We start from the raw sequence: 15,403 nt of genomic DNA, 5'->3' as shown, positions 1-15,403 counted from the left end.
TTTTTTTATTCTTAAAAAATGAAAATCAGTTATGAAATAAATTCATCTGTATGAACAATTATTACCTCATCAATTATTTTAAAATCAACAATACCAGTTACTTTCTCTAAATGATCCTCTATATCCTCATTTAATAAAGTAGTAGTAGTATTATTAAGTATTTCTGTTTCTTTTTCATTTAATAATCCAGTTAGATTATTATCTTCTAAGATATCAGTCATAATTCCGCATAATCCATTAATTTCATTCTTTTCTAAAATACCTGTTTCTGGTTGATATTCGTAATCTTTTAAATCACTTTTATTAAGTTTTTCTGAACCTTTCATTGCATCTGTTAATTTTCCTCTTCCTAAGTTCACAAAACTTGGTTTAAATGACTTTTTACCTATCTTTTCATTATTCTCTCTCATTTTAGCAATTGATTTTTTTGCTGTTCTACCTGATAAGTCACCAATAATATTAAGAATTCCAAACTTAATCCAAAGTAAAATTGCAATTATCAAGAATATCCCTGCTAATACAAAAGAAACAGTTGAAACTATCGATAATATCCCTGCCATAAGTTACCTTCTCTCCTTTGCATTATTATAAGTTCTTTCTATTGCATCCTTGTACTCCCTATAGTTATCAAGTATCTCACTTTTCAACTTTTTAGACTGCTCCTTTTGCACTGATAATAAAGAAGTATTGTTATATACATTGTCCATCAGTGAAACTACGATTTCTTTATCAACATTTACTGATTCCAAGTTTGTTCTTTGATCGTACAATAACATAAATGTTCCATTATATAATGTCAGCTGATCATAAGCCCCTGATTCCTCTATAGAGTCTATTGATTCTTCTAGTACTTCCAAAAGCTTTAAGTACTTTTCCCTTGAAGCTTCTTCTACATTTGTAGAACTTAATATATAGTTCTTATAAAATGAACAAATTTGATAATAACAATTAGATAGTGTTTTATACTGAAAATTATCAGGTATATTTTCATTTTCATAGTTTGTCAAAAAAAATGGATATGCTTTTTGTACTCTATTTGAAAAGCTATAGCTTCCATCATCATTAGTATAATAATTAAAATACATCATACCAATTCTATAATTTAATTCAGCTAATTCAATACTTTCAACATCAAATCCATCTTTATTTGCATTATAAAGAGCTAAAAATTCATCATTTTCTTCTTTGCCAAAATTACCCTCATTTTCGTAAGCATCAAGCATATACATATATGCTCGTGTATCATACGGATAAATTTCTATTGCCTTTTTATAGCTAGATATTTTTTCTGAAAGAGAAGTTGAAGAAACTACTGACACCAATGTATCATAATAATTATTATTCAAATTCACTTCTAATATCTTAGATGAAAAACCTAAAAGTAGCATTACTACAGATAATGTTGCTACCGTAATAAATAATTTAAGTTTTCTTTTTTGACTCTTCTTAAAATCTTTTGTAATCAAATTAGGATGTTCTAAGTCATACATCAATTCTGAGCAATTCTGGTATCTATTATCTGGATCAATTGCAGTACACTTATCAATAATAGCTTCAATACCATCTGATAATTCAGGGTTCCATTGACGAACTGAAGCATATATATAATCATCTGGTCTCGGATCAATTCCTGTAAGTAAGTGATGTAATGTCATACCTAATGTAAAAATATCAGATCTTGCATCAGTTTGCCTTGAGCCATAGTGTTCAGGTGATGCATATCCTTTTGTTCCAAGAACTGTGGTATCAGCCAAGTTTTGCTCCTTATATTCACGAGCTATACCAAAGTCAATTAACTTTATATTACCTTCTGGTTTTAGCATAATATTAGCAGGTTTCATATCTCTATAAATAATGGGAGGTTTTTGAGAATGTAGATATCCAAGTGCATCACATAATTGCTTTGCCCATTCAATTACCACTTCTTCTGAGTTAGCTCCATATTCTTGAAGAATTTTATCAAGAGATTCTCCTTCAATATAATCCATAACAACATAGATTGTTGTACCATTATCGATAATATCTACAATCCTAGGTAATGCAGGGTGATCTAGTCGTTTCATAAGATTAGCTTCAGCAATTAAACTATTTATTACTACTTCATCATTTTTCCCATTACCTTTTTTTCTTATTTCCTTTACTGCCCACTGCTTGTTTAGTCTCTTATCCATAGCTAGATAAACAACGGACATTCCACCCTTACCAATTTCTTTAAGTATTTCATATTTACCGTCAACAACAGAACCTATCTCCGTCATTCTTACTTACCTCACTCTATTTTTATTAAAACAACTGATACATTATCTCGCTCTTTTCTTGATTTAACTAAATCTATCATTTTTTTTGCATTTGCGTGCATTATCTTTTTACTTGTAAGCTTTGCAGGTTTTAGTGATTCAAAAATTTCATCTTCTGTTATCTTATGTCTAAACCCATCAGAACATAGCATATATGCACCTTTTTCTGCTAGTCCATATATTATTTGTGGATTAACTATTCTTGATGCTCCTATACACTGTAATAATATATTTCTCCTTTTATCTAATTTAGCTTCTTCTACAGTCATTCTTCCTAGTCTTACTTCTCTTGCCACTACTGTTTGATCTTCCGTAAGCTGATTTATAGAAGATCCCATATAATACACCCTAGAATCTCCCACATGGGCTATCACATATTGATTATCTACAAATAAAATTCCAGAAAAGGTAGTCCCTAAATTTATTCCAGTATATTTCCCGTACTCCAAAATCCTTAAATTCAAATCTTTAAGAATTAATTCAATCTTTCCAGCAATAACTTTCATATCAAGAGAACTCAATTCCTTAGCTAGCTCATTATCAAACCAATCTGAAAATGAACGAATAACTGTTGCACTTGCCAATTCCCCTTTTGCTAATCCCCCCATTCCATCACAGACAATTGCAAGTAAAACTTCACCATTCAATGTAGATGCATGCTTTATAAGAATACTATCTTGATTTGTATTTTTACTTGTTCCTATATCAGTATCTGCTATGGCTACAAAGTGCATTTTCTCACTCCTCTATAATACTTTTATTCCACTAACCTTTTTATCCGATCGCTACCATTGCTAATACTCCCACATTCCATAAGTGGGAGCTAAGCACTGCTACGCACCTGGATTAGTTCTTCTAAGCCTCAAATGGAGTAGGGTATTCCTCTTAAGAAAACTCCACATGAAGCTAAGAATCACTTTATATATGAAAGGTAAATTCTTCATTTGCTAATTTAAGAACATCTCCTTCATGTATCTCTGTTTCTGCTTTTATAACCAACACTTTATCATTTATATATGTATGATTTGTAGAGTTTTGATCACACACAAAATAGCTCTTACCTCGTGTAATAATATCTGCATGACTTCTGCTCACGGCATTATTATTTGTTACGAAATAATCAACATAACTTCTTTCTTTACCCAATCTAAAAACTGGTTTATTTATGCTTATAATTTCACTATTAGATGTTCTTACTAGGTATGGAAAATGCACATTTTCTTGGTATGAACCAATATTAAATTTTTCATTTGCATCAAGAAGCATAGTCCCTTCATTATCATGCAATACTTCCATGGATTCTTTTTCATAAGAATCTAGAATTCCTGTTGATCCATATTCATTTAAAAGGCCTGTCTCTTCATCACTTTCTAAAATACTAGTCTCTTCATTGCAATATTCCATTTTATCTTCATAATAATCCTTTGGCTTGTCTATAATAAAACCATCCACATTAACTTTCTGGTTCTTAATCTGTTTTGCTACATCCTTATCTTCTTTTGAAATATATGCTTCAATAGAAGATATATTGAAATGGTTCAATGATCTTATAAAGCTTACATATTTAGCAACAAAATCAAAGTCTTGATTTGGCATTAACTTCACAGCATATGCTATTGCCTCCATAAACCCAATGATATTTAAAAGAATATGATTTGATAAAACTGGTATATAAATAAACTGCATTTCCTTGGTATTTTCATTAATATAAACATACCTTAAATCAAGAATCAAATTATTCAAAAATAAGTTATTATTTTCAACTTTCTTGGTAGCATCCACTATTTGTGCCATTATAAAAAAAAATTCATATCTAGTTATTGGCTTTTTTAAATGCTCAATTAGTGAAACCCCAGCAGGTCCAGAATAATCTATTAGATTTTTCCTTCTTTGTTTAGGTTTAAGAAGCCCTCTTATTTTTTTATTTTCTAAGATATCTATTTCTCTTTCACTAATTACTTCATTTGATGAAATTTTCACTTTTACAGTAAGCTCACTATTTTTGACCTTTGCTTTGAATTTCATCTTAGTTATCCTCCCATAGTTTTAAAAGTTATCAATAGATTTTATTTATTTATATTATTTTAAATAACACTATCACTTTCTCAAATATGGTTAAAAACACCATATTTTCAACATATTATATAAAAGTATAAAATTAACCATATAGCTTGTCAATACTCATCACTTATAATATGTATAATTTATACTAAAAATAGTTGAAAATTTTACAAAGTTACCTAGACTTCCAATTTATTTGAAAATTTTTTCTATTTTTATGAACATTATAACTTGTAATTCTTTAAGTAGTTCTTTTATGAATTTCTTTATAAATATTAAAGCTTAATATTACAGCCATACATAGAATAATTATTAGACAAAATATCTTACCCTCATCCCCTAAGCCTAATACAATACGCATATCATCTTGTAGAAATAGTTTGCTTTTCTGAAATATAATTGCTAATGCAGAAATACTCACAGATAATAAACAGATACATTTTAAAATTAAATTGGAATACCACCCCCAAAACTTCTTAGTTCTTATGCTCAAAGATATTATTATTGGTAATATTATTCCGCTACTTCCTATTAATAACTCTTTGGTAATTTCATTACCAACATTTTCGCATAGAATATTAGGAGTTGGTAATAAATTGATTTCTACTATTCTTACACCAAGTAAAATAGCCATTATTGAATGTCCTAGTTCGTGCAAAAATGGATAAACTACAATTGAAATAAATAAAGCCATAAAAAAAATACTGATACTTTTAATTATGTTCTTCAAAATGGTCACACCTCCTACTAATATGATTCCCAAATTTACCAAAACATAATTTAATTTATCAATATTTATTTTAATGCCTTCCCTTTAATAGTTGTCCCGCTTACACTTATCTTCCTTTTATTCTCTCTCTTGACATTAAAAATTAATATTTTCTTGTTTGATTTATAAAAGTCCCTATAATATAATTTAATTATTGTTAAATTATATAGAAAGGAAAATAGTGAACTTATTTAGTACAGTTCATTATTTAGGTGTGATATATTGGACAAGTTTGTAGAAAAAATAAAAGAAAGATTCTTAGGTATATTTACTATTCATAGCATAATGAGAATATTATTATTCCTAATTCCTTTTGTTGCCATAGTAATTAAATCTATAATATTCCAAGGCTTTGTTGTTAATAGAGATCCATATTTACTTGATTTTGGACTTGGACTTGAATCAGCAAAACCTTTTATAAACTATTATTATGCATTTATTCTTATCTTTCTTAGCTTTGCATTATTATTTAAAGGTAAAGGAAGAGTTGTCTATTTATTTATAATTGATGCAATAATAACAGCATTAATAGTACTAGATGTAACATATTTTAGAGGCTTCTATACTATGCCTTCAGCTTTATTATTAACTCAAACTGCAAATTTAGATAATATGGGCGGAACTATAATGTCTATGTTTAGTAATATGGATTTCTTATTCATATTAGACTTTATAGTATTGGGTATATTCGTATTCTTTACTAGCAAATCTTATACTACTGTTAAAAGAAGAGCTCCTATTAGCTTTTTAGTAATATTTATATCTAGTATAGTTTTTATAGCTTATGTACCTTTTAATCTTCATATACTAAATAATGAAGATGTTAAAAATGGATACATATTCTCAAACTACGATCCAACAAATACAGCAAGATATTTTTCACCATTAGGTTACCATATATTCGATGCTTATAATGTTTATCAAGACTCTAAGCCTTATGAATTAGAAGATGAGGACAGAAGTCAAATAGATGAATTTTATACTAGTAAAGAAAACTTACCTGATAATGAATATGCAGGCTTATTAGAAGGTAAAAACCTTTTAGTTATTCAAGTAGAATCACTAGAAAGCTTTATTATTGGTAAAGAAGTAAATGGCCAAAAAATCACTCCAGTTATGGATGATTTAATAAGTAAGGGTCTATATTTCCCTAATATTTATGAGCAAGTAAATGAAGGTACAAGCTCTGATGCAGACTTAATGATTAATACTTCAATGTTCCCAGTAAGAAGGGGTAGTACTTTCTTTAGATATCCTGGAAACACTTATAATTCATTACCTAACCTTTTAGAAGAAAAGAATTATAGTACAATAGCTATTCACCCAGATAAAGGTTCTTTCTGGAATTATGTAAATGGACTTACAGGAATAGGCTTCGATAAATTTGTTGATTTCTTCTCATTTGATGAAAATAGTGAAATGTTAGGTCTGGGAATATCAGATGAAAGTTACTTTACTCAAGTAGTTCCAATGATAAAGGAATTAAAAGAGCCATACTATGCCTTTACTGTAACATTAACTAATCATGGCCCATTTGACTCTATTCCAGAAGAAAAGAAGGTTCTAGGCTTAGATGAAGAACTAGATAAAAACGAAATGGGTGGATATTTCGAAAGTGTTAAATACACAGATACTCAAATTGGTGAATTCTTAAAGAAATTAGATAGTGAAGGTTTATTAGATAATACTGTAGTAGTTATTGAGGGAGACCATACTGGAGTTCATAAATACTATAATAGCTCTGTTGAAAAATTATCTAATAAGGAAGATTGGTACCTAGATAACGGTCACCATACTGTTCCATTTATAATTTGGTCTAAAGATATGACTGAAGGAAAAACTTTTGATGTTAAGGGTGGACAAGTAGATATAATGCCAACACTTCTATACTTATTAGGTGTTGAAAATGAAAAGTATATCAATACAGCATTAGGAAGAAACCTGCTTAATACAAATAAATCCTTTGCGGCTCTAACAAACCTAGATGTTGTAGGCGACAACCTTACAGAAGAAGAAAAAGAAATGTATAAAAATATTATGTTACTATCAGATAAAATGATTAGAAGCAACTACTTTGGAAATGAGAAAAATTAAATAATTAAAGAATGAATAATTAAGGATGTAATTCCTTCGGAATTACTGTAAATAGAGAAAGAGCTGTTGCATTTGCAACAGCTCCTTTTAATTTATTAATTCCGCAGGAATTATTTCTGCAATTTTTCATTCTTAATTCTTCATTACTTACCTGCTATGCTTAGACCTTCTACTCTTATAGATGGGCTTCCAACACTACTCATAGGGAATTTTAAGTCAGTTCCTACTTCAACTACATTTTTTAATAGATCAAAGAAGTTACTTGCAACTGTTATTTGTTCTACAGGGAAGTCTTTTTTACCATCTTTTATATAGAACCCTTTTGCTGCTAAAGAAAAGTCTCCTGTTATTGAATTTGCTCCTGAATGTAGTCCAGCAAACTCAGTAATTAGTACTCCTTCTCCTACCTCTTCTAATAATTCATCAAAGGATTTACTTCCCTTTTTAATATAGAAATTAGTTGGTGAAACTCCAACTGGTGAAGCATAAGAACTCTTAAATCCATTACCAGTAGATTTCGTATTTCCTTTGTGGGCAGTTTTTAAATTATGAAGTAAAGTCATTAACTTACCTTCATGAATTATATCTTTTTTCTTAGTTGCTACACCTTCATCATCAAAAGGCACAGAAGATAATCCATCTACTAAATGAGGATCATCTAGTAAAGTTACTTTATTACTAGCTATTATTTCTCCTTCCTTACCTTTTAATAAACTTAATCCCTTTTGAGCTGCATCTCCACTAAAGACTCCAGCAAAAGTTGAAAGCAAGGAAACCATAGCCTCATTATTAATTATAGTTTTATATTTTCCTGAAGGAATTGATTTTCCACCAATTCTTGAAACAGCTTCATTAATACCATCTTCTGCAATCTTCTTAGGATTTACATCTTCTAATGATTTTGCTGTTACATAACCCATTCCATCATGCATATTTTCCCCTTCTTTAATTATTGGAACTACATATGCACTTAGTAGGTTAGATTTATTTTTTAGATTTAATCCCTTAGAATTAATTATTCCATATATAGATTTACTATATCCTATTCCACAGCCACCGAAGCTAGCTACCCTATTATCTAATGCCTTAGATTCCTTTTCCATACTTAATGCTAAATCTATAAGCTTATCTGCTGGAAGATTTTCTAAAGCTTCATAGTAAGAGCTTACTTCAACATATTCTTTATCTCCTTCATAGATAAATTGAATATCTTCATTTTCAATAGTTAAAGCACTTTCTTTAGAATTCTTAACTAACATCTTTATAGCATCTTCGTCTAATATCTCAGTATAAGAGTATCCTATTTTTCCATTTATTTTACCTCTAAAAGATAATCCATAAGAAGTTGTTAAACTATATTTTTCAACTTCTTCTTTATAAACATTTATGCTTAAGCTTTCTCTATCAACATAATAAACTTCATATTCATTAAATCCATTATTTTTAGCTTCTTCAAATAGCTTATCTATAAATTCTTTTAATTCCATATATATTCCCCCCTTATCTTCCACCTACTGTTATTTCTTTTACTCTAATCATAGGTTGACCTACATTCGTTGGAATACTTCCAGATACAGAACCACACATTCCTTGGCCTTGAGCTAAATTCTTACCTACCATATCTATATTAAGTAAAACTTCACTACCTTTACCTATAAGACTTGCTCCTCTAACTGGTTCTTGTATTTCACCATTTTTAACTATATATCCTTCTGAAACAGCAAAGTTAAATTCACCTGTAACTGGATTTACTGATCCACCACCCATTTTCTTTGCATATAATCCATCAGAAATAGATTTAATTATTTCTGTTTCATCATCATTACCAGCTGCAATATAAGTATTGGTCATTCTTGAAGTTGGTGCAAACTTATAGTTTTGTCTTCTTGAACTACCTGTTGCTTCCATACCCATTCTTCTACCATTTAATTTATCTATTAAGTAACCTTTTAATATTCCATTTTCAATTAAAACATTCTTTCTAGTTTTATTTCCTTCGTCATCAATATTTAATGATCCCCATGCATTAGGAATAGTTCCATCATCTATTGCAGTAACCTTAGTTGATGCTATTTGTTTTCCAAGCATATTAGTAAATACTGAATTTCCTTTTGCTACAGCTGTAGCTTCTAAAGAGTGTCCACAAGCTTCATGGAAGATAACTCCTCCAAAGCCATTATCAATAGCAACTGTCATCTTGCCTGCTGGACAAGGTTTAGCATGAAGCATAGTAGTAGCTACTCTTGAAGCTTCCCTACCATAATATTCTGGATCTATATCATTAAATAGCTCAAAGCCTTTATGAGCTCCTGGGCCTTCAAAGCCAGTTTGATTTTCTCCATTAGCTGAAGCTACTGAACTAATTGAAAATCTTGTTCTTACTCTTCTATCTTCAGTTAATAATCCTTCAGTGTTAGCTATTAATATATTTTGTTCCTTATCTAAATATCCTACTGATACTTGAGATATTTCATCACTATATTCCTTAGCAGCTTTATATCCTGCTTTCATAACCTTAATTTTTTTATCTGCATCTATTGAAGATGGAATATATATAATAGGGTTATTATTAATTACTTCTTTTCTATTTAAAACTATACTTATATCTTCCTTTAACTCCCCAAGTGCTAATGCTGCCTTTTCTGCAGTATCTAATAAAGCAGATAAAGTGCTGTTATTAGTATAAGCATAAACGCTCTTATACCCCTTAAAAATTCTTATTCCTATTCCATGAGTTCTACCAGAAATGGAATTTTCAACTTTACCATTTAAAATACTTATAGAAGTATCTAAAGTATCTTCTTCAAATATTTCTGCAAAGTCTCCTCCTGTTATTAAACATCTAGCCAAAACACTAGATAAAATATCCTTTGATAACATATTTTAATCCTCCTCCATATCTATTTCTATACCATCTTTAAAGGCCCTAGACCAAGTAGATACATAAGAACCACTTGCCCATTCAACCATTATTATTTCTTCATCATTCTTTAGGTTTATAACTGCTAGTGGGCTTCCCTTAATAGTTTTATCTTCTAATTCATATATTAAAAGCTTATCGTTAAATGTAATAAATGCTAGTCTCCCTGTTGGCGCAGTATAAGCATCAGTAATAAAAGGGAAATTACTCTTTAAATCCTTCCAAGGAATAAGCAATGTATCATAATTTAATAGTTTCTTATTAGGATTAATTGATAATTTAAAAGTAGTTCCATCATTGTCTAAATCATTAGTCATTATTTTACCATTAAGAGTCCATTTCCCCTCATTTCTTTTAAGAGTAAAATTAGTATAATCTATTGTTGAAACTACATCACTTTTATTATTATTTAAAGCATTTACAGCATCATTAAAATCTTTTTTATATTTTTCTTTAGCTTCGCTTGAAAATATTTCATCTATACTGACTCCTACATTAGAATTAACATTATCAACTGGAATAGTTTGAAATGATGTAAAAATATTATTAAAATTATTTCCTTCATATTTTTCTATTGAAATATAATCATTAGAAATGAAATTAATATTCTTATATACATTTTGGTCAGTATTAAATACAAAGCTATGTTCTTCAACTTTTCCATCTAAAGGCTTTGCAGTAAAGTATTCTATATGTTTATTATCCTTACTATATATATCTTTTTCAATTGTCCATATTCCATTTAGCCTTGGAAATATAATATTATCTTTTTCCATAATAGGTTGTAGCTTCTGATCCTTAAGTGATACCCATATTGTTCTATACTCCTCAGCGCTATAATCACCATTTTCCATTAATATTCTTGGAGTTTTTAAGGTTATCATAGCTCCTACATCACTATTATAATCTTCATTAAGTATTTCTGCTTCTATTTTTCCCTTTGAATAGTCTAAATCCTTAGGTTCTTTATCTTCTCTCGTTAGTTCAATTAACATACCTGAGTAAAATAAATATCCACTATCGTTACCTAAATCAAAGAATTCTCCCACTATACTATTAGAGTCAATAATTGAAACAATATTTAATTTTGAAGTATTATCAATAACATCCTTAACCTTTAGGTTTAGTTCATATGATAATATATAATTTTCATCAACTACCTTTAATTTAAACCGTGGGTTAGAATATTCTTTATTAAAGATAGAAATTTTCTTATTCGAAATACTTATAAAATCTCCTATTTGGTTTAATAATACATCTTTATTTTCTATTTCTTCATCTAATATATCAATATTTTTTATTTTCCAAGTACCATCAATTGATAGCCCTTCATTCTTAGGTGCCTTTATAGATTGTGTATCTTTTCCATCTACTTTACTACAACCTACTATTAAAGTAAATAATAATATCAAAAGCAAAACTCCACTTCTCTTTAATGCCTTCATATTATTCCTCCCTTATAATAGGAATAATAACTTCAACCTTAGTTCCTATTCCTAGCTCACTATATATATTAAATTCTCCATTATGGAGTTGAATAATCTCATCACAAATAGATAGTCCTATACCATTTTGTGATTTTGAGTTTTTTCCTTTAAAGAACTTTTCTTTTATTTTAGGTAAGTCCTCTTTAGATATTCCACTTCCATCATCATTAATCACAAACTTAATTTTATCTTCGATTTTATAAACATTAAATTCAACTTTTCCACCAGACTTATTAAACTTAAAGGCGTTATCTAGAATATTTATAAATACCTGCTTCATCCTATTAACATCGGCATATATAAACTCATCTACGTTATTTGTAATAACTAATGCTATATCTTCCTTCTTAGCCCTTGGTATCATAAATGACTCTATATGACTTATAAGATCTTTGATATTAAATTGTTTTTTCTCTAAAGTTACCTTATCATTAATAAGTCTTGAGAAATCTAGTAATTCTTCCACCATTAAAGACAATCTATCAGTTTCCTTCTCTATTATTTCAAAGCCTAGATTCAATGTTTCCTTATCTGTCTCGCTACTATTTAAAGTTATAGTCCACCCCTTTATAGCTGTAAGTGGTGTTCTAAGCTCGTGAGATACAGAAGATATAAATTCATTTTTAAGTTGCTCTCTTTTAGATATTTCATTGGCCATAAAATTAAGAGTATTAGATAATTGACCTATCTCATTTTCTTTATTAATAGTACTTCTAACACTTAAATTTCCACTCCCCATCTTTTCAGCAACTTTATTTAAATACTTTATAGGTTCAATTATGCTATTAGCTAAAATTATACTTAATACTACTCCCATAATAAGTACTGCAGCAGAAATACTTATAAATATAAACATTATATTTGCTATAACGCCGTCAATTTCTTCTAATGAAGTGATAAACCTTAATATACCTACTACTTCTCCATCTACTTCTAATGGGTATGATACTGCCATAACCTTATTGTTATAATAACTTACCTTTCCTACCCACCTTGATATTTCTCCTTTTAAAGCCCTAGCTACATCTGGAGAATTACTATAATTAAAGTCATCTACTCCTATCGAATCCATAAGTAGATTACCTTTTGAGTCAAATATTTCTACCTGTGCATCATTTTCATTCCAAAAAGCATCAACATTATCATAAATATTTTCTACTAAAGTTTTAGAAGAAAAATACTTATTATAAAAGCTTACTGATACATCCATCCTGCTTTTTAGTAAATCCTCAGTATTATCATAGTAATATTTTCTTATAAATATCATAAGTAAAATATTAAGTAGAATAACTGTTGAAAAAATTATAATAACTATTCCTCTAAGTAATTCATTTTTTATGCTTTTCATACTCTTGACTTCCACCTATATCCTATACCCCATATAGTTTCTATATAACTTGGATTAGAAGGATTATCTTCAATCTTCGCTCTAAGCCTTCTAATATTAACATCAATAATTTTTACATCTCCAAAGTAATTTTCTCCCCAAACTAGATCCAATAACTCATCTCTAGAGAAAGCTTTATCTGGATTTTCTAAGAATATTTTCATGAGTAAAAATTCTTTAGGGGTAACATCTATTTCTTCACTATTTTTAATAACCTTTTGTGAATATAAATCTAATACAAAAGGTCCGAGCTCTAGCTTACTCTTTTCTTTTTTGCTTCCATTAACTCTTCTAAGTAAGGCCTTAACTCTAAGTACTACTTCTAAAGGATTAAATGGTTTAACAATATAATCATCTGCACCATACTCTAATCCCATTATTTTATCCATATCCTGACCTTTTGCAGTAAGCATTACTATTCCCATATTAGGAAAATCACTTCTAAGCTTACTGCATACCATAAATCCATCTATTCCTGGAAGCATTACATCTAATATTGCTACTTGAGGCTTCATTGACTTAGCTAACTCTAATCCTTCTTCCCCTGTAGCTGCTTCTATAACTTCCAAATCATTTCTTTGTAAATTTATCTTTAAAAATCCTCTTATGCTATCTTCATCTTCAACTAATAATATTCTTTCCATATTAACACCTCAAAATTTATATTATATATATGTTTCAACAAACAATTTACATCTTCAGTATTATAGAATTTTAAGTGAAAAATACTTTTAAAGTAAACCACATCAATTGAAAGCATCGATCTTTTAATTTTTATATAAGTAGGTTTATAAATAAATTATACCCTATGTAATAAATAATTAGGAAGGACTAATGAAAATTAATAAAAAACTCAGGACAATCCTGAGTTTTTATACATTAATAATAGTTTCTAATTACTAACACTTTAATTATTCCCTATTTTAAAGTTCTAAATTCAAAACCTTCTCCTCTTAAATAATCAATAGCACTTTGTAAGTAATCTACAGTACCTTTTTTGCTATCTGTATCATGCATTAAGACAATTACAACATCTTGATCCAGAACTGTCTCTTGAAGATTCTTTAATAAAACTTCTTTAGGCTTATCATGACCTTCAGCATCTCCATTTAGTGAATTCCAATCTACTTGTATTATACCTCTATTTTCTAATTCTACATCTAAAGCAGCAGTTCCATTCCAACTTGAATGTCCCCCTGGTAATCTAATTAATCTTGTAGAAAAATCCTTACCTAGCTTGTCCTTTAACAACTTATCATTTTTTTCAAAATCATTTAGAACTGCTTGTACATCAACAGTCCTATTCGGGTAAAGAATTGAATACTGATGGGAATAACCATGACTTGCTATAGCATGTCCCTCTTTTGCCATCCTCTTTAATATTTCCTCTGATCTAGTATTTCTTTCTATTGAACTTCCTAAAGTAAAAAATGTTGCTTTAATGTCATTTGCATTTAAAATATCTAAAATCTGTTCTGTTGAATGTTCTGATGGTCCATCATCAAAAGTTAAATATGCAATTTTTTTATTATCTTCTCTATAGAAGTTCCATTTATACATAGTTTCTGGAACAACAACTGATGCATCATCTGCATTTATATCTTCTTCTAAGGTTAGGTATCCTGAGTTATCTAAAGTTTTATTATTTTCAATATCTAAATCCTCTTCATTTTCCTCTATATCCTGGCTAATGTTATCATCACTTTCATCTATATCTTTATTAATATCATCATCACTTTTACTATTATTTTCTGCAGTCTCTTTTTTATCAGAATTATTATCGATTATATCTGCTTTCGTTTCAGTAATATCATGTCTAAACTTATTTACAAAAGTGAAAATTGCAAAAGTACTTATAAATAAAATTGTGAGGAATAGTATATATTTCTTCATATATTTTACTTTCTTGCTTCTTCTAGTTGTCCTTCTTCTTTTCATAACTTTCATCCCCTAATCTTATTTTTAATAAATTTATTAATATCTAGTTTAATTTTCTCATTATTTATATATCCTTAATATAATTATACAAAACAATATTAGACTAATCTTTACAATATGTTGAATAATAGTTACGAAAGGGTTACAATTTTCTATTAAATAACAATTTCTAAATTTATATACTTTTATTATCTATTTTGTTTATAAAATAAAAAGAGCTTTATAACAATAGATATAAATCTACTCTTATAAAACTCTTAAAATTAAAATGGCTCCGTGGAGAGGATTCGAACCTCCAACCTATCGGTTAACAGCCGAGTGCTCCACCATTGAGCTACCACGGAATATTTAATTCAGATTGTTCTCTGAAAATTGCATATGAATAATTTTTAACATTTCCAAAATTTATTGGTCAAGCCCTCGACCTATTAGTATCAGTCAGCTAAATAT

At 28.9% G+C, this 15,403-nt stretch carries 12 protein-coding genes and 1 tRNA gene; 1 reads left to right on the top strand and 12 read right to left on the bottom strand.

All coding sequences use genetic code 11. The features are described from left to right. Positions 1–29 precede the first annotated feature (29 nt). The 5 genes from E5347_RS16175 to E5347_RS16155 form a co-directional block, all read right to left on the bottom strand. Positions 30–560, bottom strand: coding sequence for a hypothetical protein (locus tag E5347_RS16175; protein ID WP_136008262.1), 531 nt, complete (start codon positions 558–560; stop codon positions 30–32). Positions 561–563: 3 nt separating this feature from the next. Beyond that, entirely contained in the window at positions 564–2,258 is a 1,695-nt protein-coding gene (locus E5347_RS16170) for a serine/threonine protein kinase (RefSeq protein WP_136008261.1), read from the bottom strand. Between the two features lie 11 nt (positions 2,259–2,269). Beyond that, on the bottom strand, positions 2,270–3,031 hold the full coding sequence (locus E5347_RS16165; RefSeq protein WP_136008260.1) for a PP2C family protein-serine/threonine phosphatase: 762 nt from the start codon (positions 3,029–3,031) through the stop codon (positions 2,270–2,272). A 184-nt stretch (positions 3,032–3,215) separates the two neighbouring features. Further along, positions 3,216–4,322 carry an FHA domain-containing protein gene (locus tag E5347_RS16160; protein WP_136008259.1) on the bottom strand — a complete coding sequence of 369 codons (1,107 nt, stop codon included), beginning with the start codon at positions 4,320–4,322 and terminating at the stop codon, positions 3,216–3,218. Between the two features lie 277 nt (positions 4,323–4,599). After that, on the bottom strand, positions 4,600–5,088 hold the full coding sequence (locus E5347_RS16155) for a M50 family metallopeptidase (protein ID WP_136008258.1): 489 nt from the start codon (positions 5,086–5,088) through the stop codon (positions 4,600–4,602). 324 nt (positions 5,089–5,412) lie between these two features. Between E5347_RS16155 and E5347_RS16150 the strand changes: the two genes are divergently transcribed. Next, positions 5,413–7,221, top strand: coding sequence for an LTA synthase family protein (locus E5347_RS16150; RefSeq protein ID WP_136008273.1), 1,809 nt, complete (start codon positions 5,413–5,415; stop codon positions 7,219–7,221). A 143-nt stretch (positions 7,222–7,364) separates the two neighbouring features. Here E5347_RS16150 and E5347_RS16145 read toward each other — a convergent pair whose 3' ends face one another. The 7 genes from E5347_RS16145 to E5347_RS16115 all read right to left on the bottom strand — a co-directional run bounded on the left by E5347_RS16145 (position 7,365) and on the right by E5347_RS16115 (position 15,297). Beyond that, positions 7,365–8,708: a TldD/PmbA family protein gene (locus tag E5347_RS16145; protein WP_136008257.1), complete on the bottom strand. Its 1,344-nt coding sequence runs from the start codon at positions 8,706–8,708 to the stop codon at positions 7,365–7,367. 13 nt (positions 8,709–8,721) lie between these two features. Beyond that, positions 8,722–10,101, bottom strand: a complete 1,380-nt coding sequence (locus E5347_RS16140) for a TldD/PmbA family protein (protein WP_136008256.1) — start codon at positions 10,099–10,101, stop codon at positions 8,722–8,724. A 3-nt stretch (positions 10,102–10,104) separates the two neighbouring features. Beyond that, positions 10,105–11,586 (bottom strand): hypothetical protein, encoded by a 1,482-nt coding sequence (locus E5347_RS16135; RefSeq protein WP_136008255.1) that lies wholly within the window; start codon positions 11,584–11,586, stop codon positions 10,105–10,107. A gap of 1 nt (position 11,587) precedes the next feature. Further along, positions 11,588–12,976 (bottom strand): sensor histidine kinase, encoded by a 1,389-nt coding sequence (locus tag E5347_RS16130; RefSeq protein WP_136008254.1) that lies wholly within the window; start codon positions 12,974–12,976, stop codon positions 11,588–11,590. Continuing rightward, complete coding sequence (locus E5347_RS16125) at positions 12,973–13,659, bottom strand: response regulator transcription factor (protein WP_136008253.1); 687 nt, start codon at positions 13,657–13,659, stop codon at positions 12,973–12,975. Before E5347_RS16125 ends, E5347_RS16130 begins: the two co-directional genes overlap by 4 nt. Before the next feature lie 274 nt (positions 13,660–13,933). Then, positions 13,934–14,953 (bottom strand): polysaccharide deacetylase family protein, encoded by a 1,020-nt coding sequence (locus E5347_RS16120; protein ID WP_136008252.1) that lies wholly within the window; start codon positions 14,951–14,953, stop codon positions 13,934–13,936. A 269-nt stretch (positions 14,954–15,222) separates the two neighbouring features. Continuing rightward, positions 15,223–15,297, bottom strand: a tRNA-Asn gene (locus E5347_RS16115). Positions 15,298–15,403 lie beyond the last annotated feature (106 nt).

This window comes from Clostridium sartagoforme, assembly GCF_004794105.1.
In the GTDB taxonomy this organism is placed as follows: domain Bacteria; phylum Bacillota; class Clostridia; order Clostridiales; family Clostridiaceae; genus Clostridium; species Clostridium sartagoforme_B.
The sequence above is the reverse complement of the archived record's forward strand: the minus strand, read 5'-3'. Positions and strand labels throughout refer to the sequence as shown.

Excerpts from the sequence above, each read along its gene's own strand:
- E5347_RS16175 (WP_136008262.1), bottom strand. The coding sequence starts at position 560 with ATGGCAGGGATATTATCGATAGTTTCAACTGTTTCTTTTGTATTAGCA.
- E5347_RS16170 (WP_136008261.1), bottom strand. The coding sequence starts at position 2,258 with ATGACGGAGATAGGTTCTGTTGTTGACGGTAAATATGAAATACTTAAA.
- E5347_RS16165 (WP_136008260.1), bottom strand. The coding sequence starts at position 3,031 with ATGCACTTTGTAGCCATAGCAGATACTGATATAGGAACAAGTAAAAAT.
- E5347_RS16160 (WP_136008259.1), bottom strand. The coding sequence starts at position 4,322 with ATGAAATTCAAAGCAAAGGTCAAAAATAGTGAGCTTACTGTAAAAGTG.
- E5347_RS16150 (WP_136008273.1), top strand. The coding sequence starts at position 5,413 with ATGAGAATATTATTATTCCTAATTCCTTTTGTTGCCATAGTAATTAAA.
- E5347_RS16145 (WP_136008257.1), bottom strand. The coding sequence starts at position 8,708 with ATGGAATTAAAAGAATTTATAGATAAGCTATTTGAAGAAGCTAAAAAT.
- E5347_RS16140 (WP_136008256.1), bottom strand. The coding sequence starts at position 10,101 with ATGTTATCAAAGGATATTTTATCTAGTGTTTTGGCTAGATGTTTAATA.
- E5347_RS16135 (WP_136008255.1), bottom strand. The coding sequence starts at position 11,586 with ATGAAGGCATTAAAGAGAAGTGGAGTTTTGCTTTTGATATTATTATTT.
- E5347_RS16130 (WP_136008254.1), bottom strand. The coding sequence starts at position 12,976 with ATGAAAAGCATAAAAAATGAATTACTTAGAGGAATAGTTATTATAATT.
- E5347_RS16125 (WP_136008253.1), bottom strand. The coding sequence starts at position 13,659 with ATGGAAAGAATATTATTAGTTGAAGATGAAGATAGCATAAGAGGATTT.
- E5347_RS16120 (WP_136008252.1), bottom strand. The coding sequence starts at position 14,953 with ATGAAAAGAAGAAGGACAACTAGAAGAAGCAAGAAAGTAAAATATATG.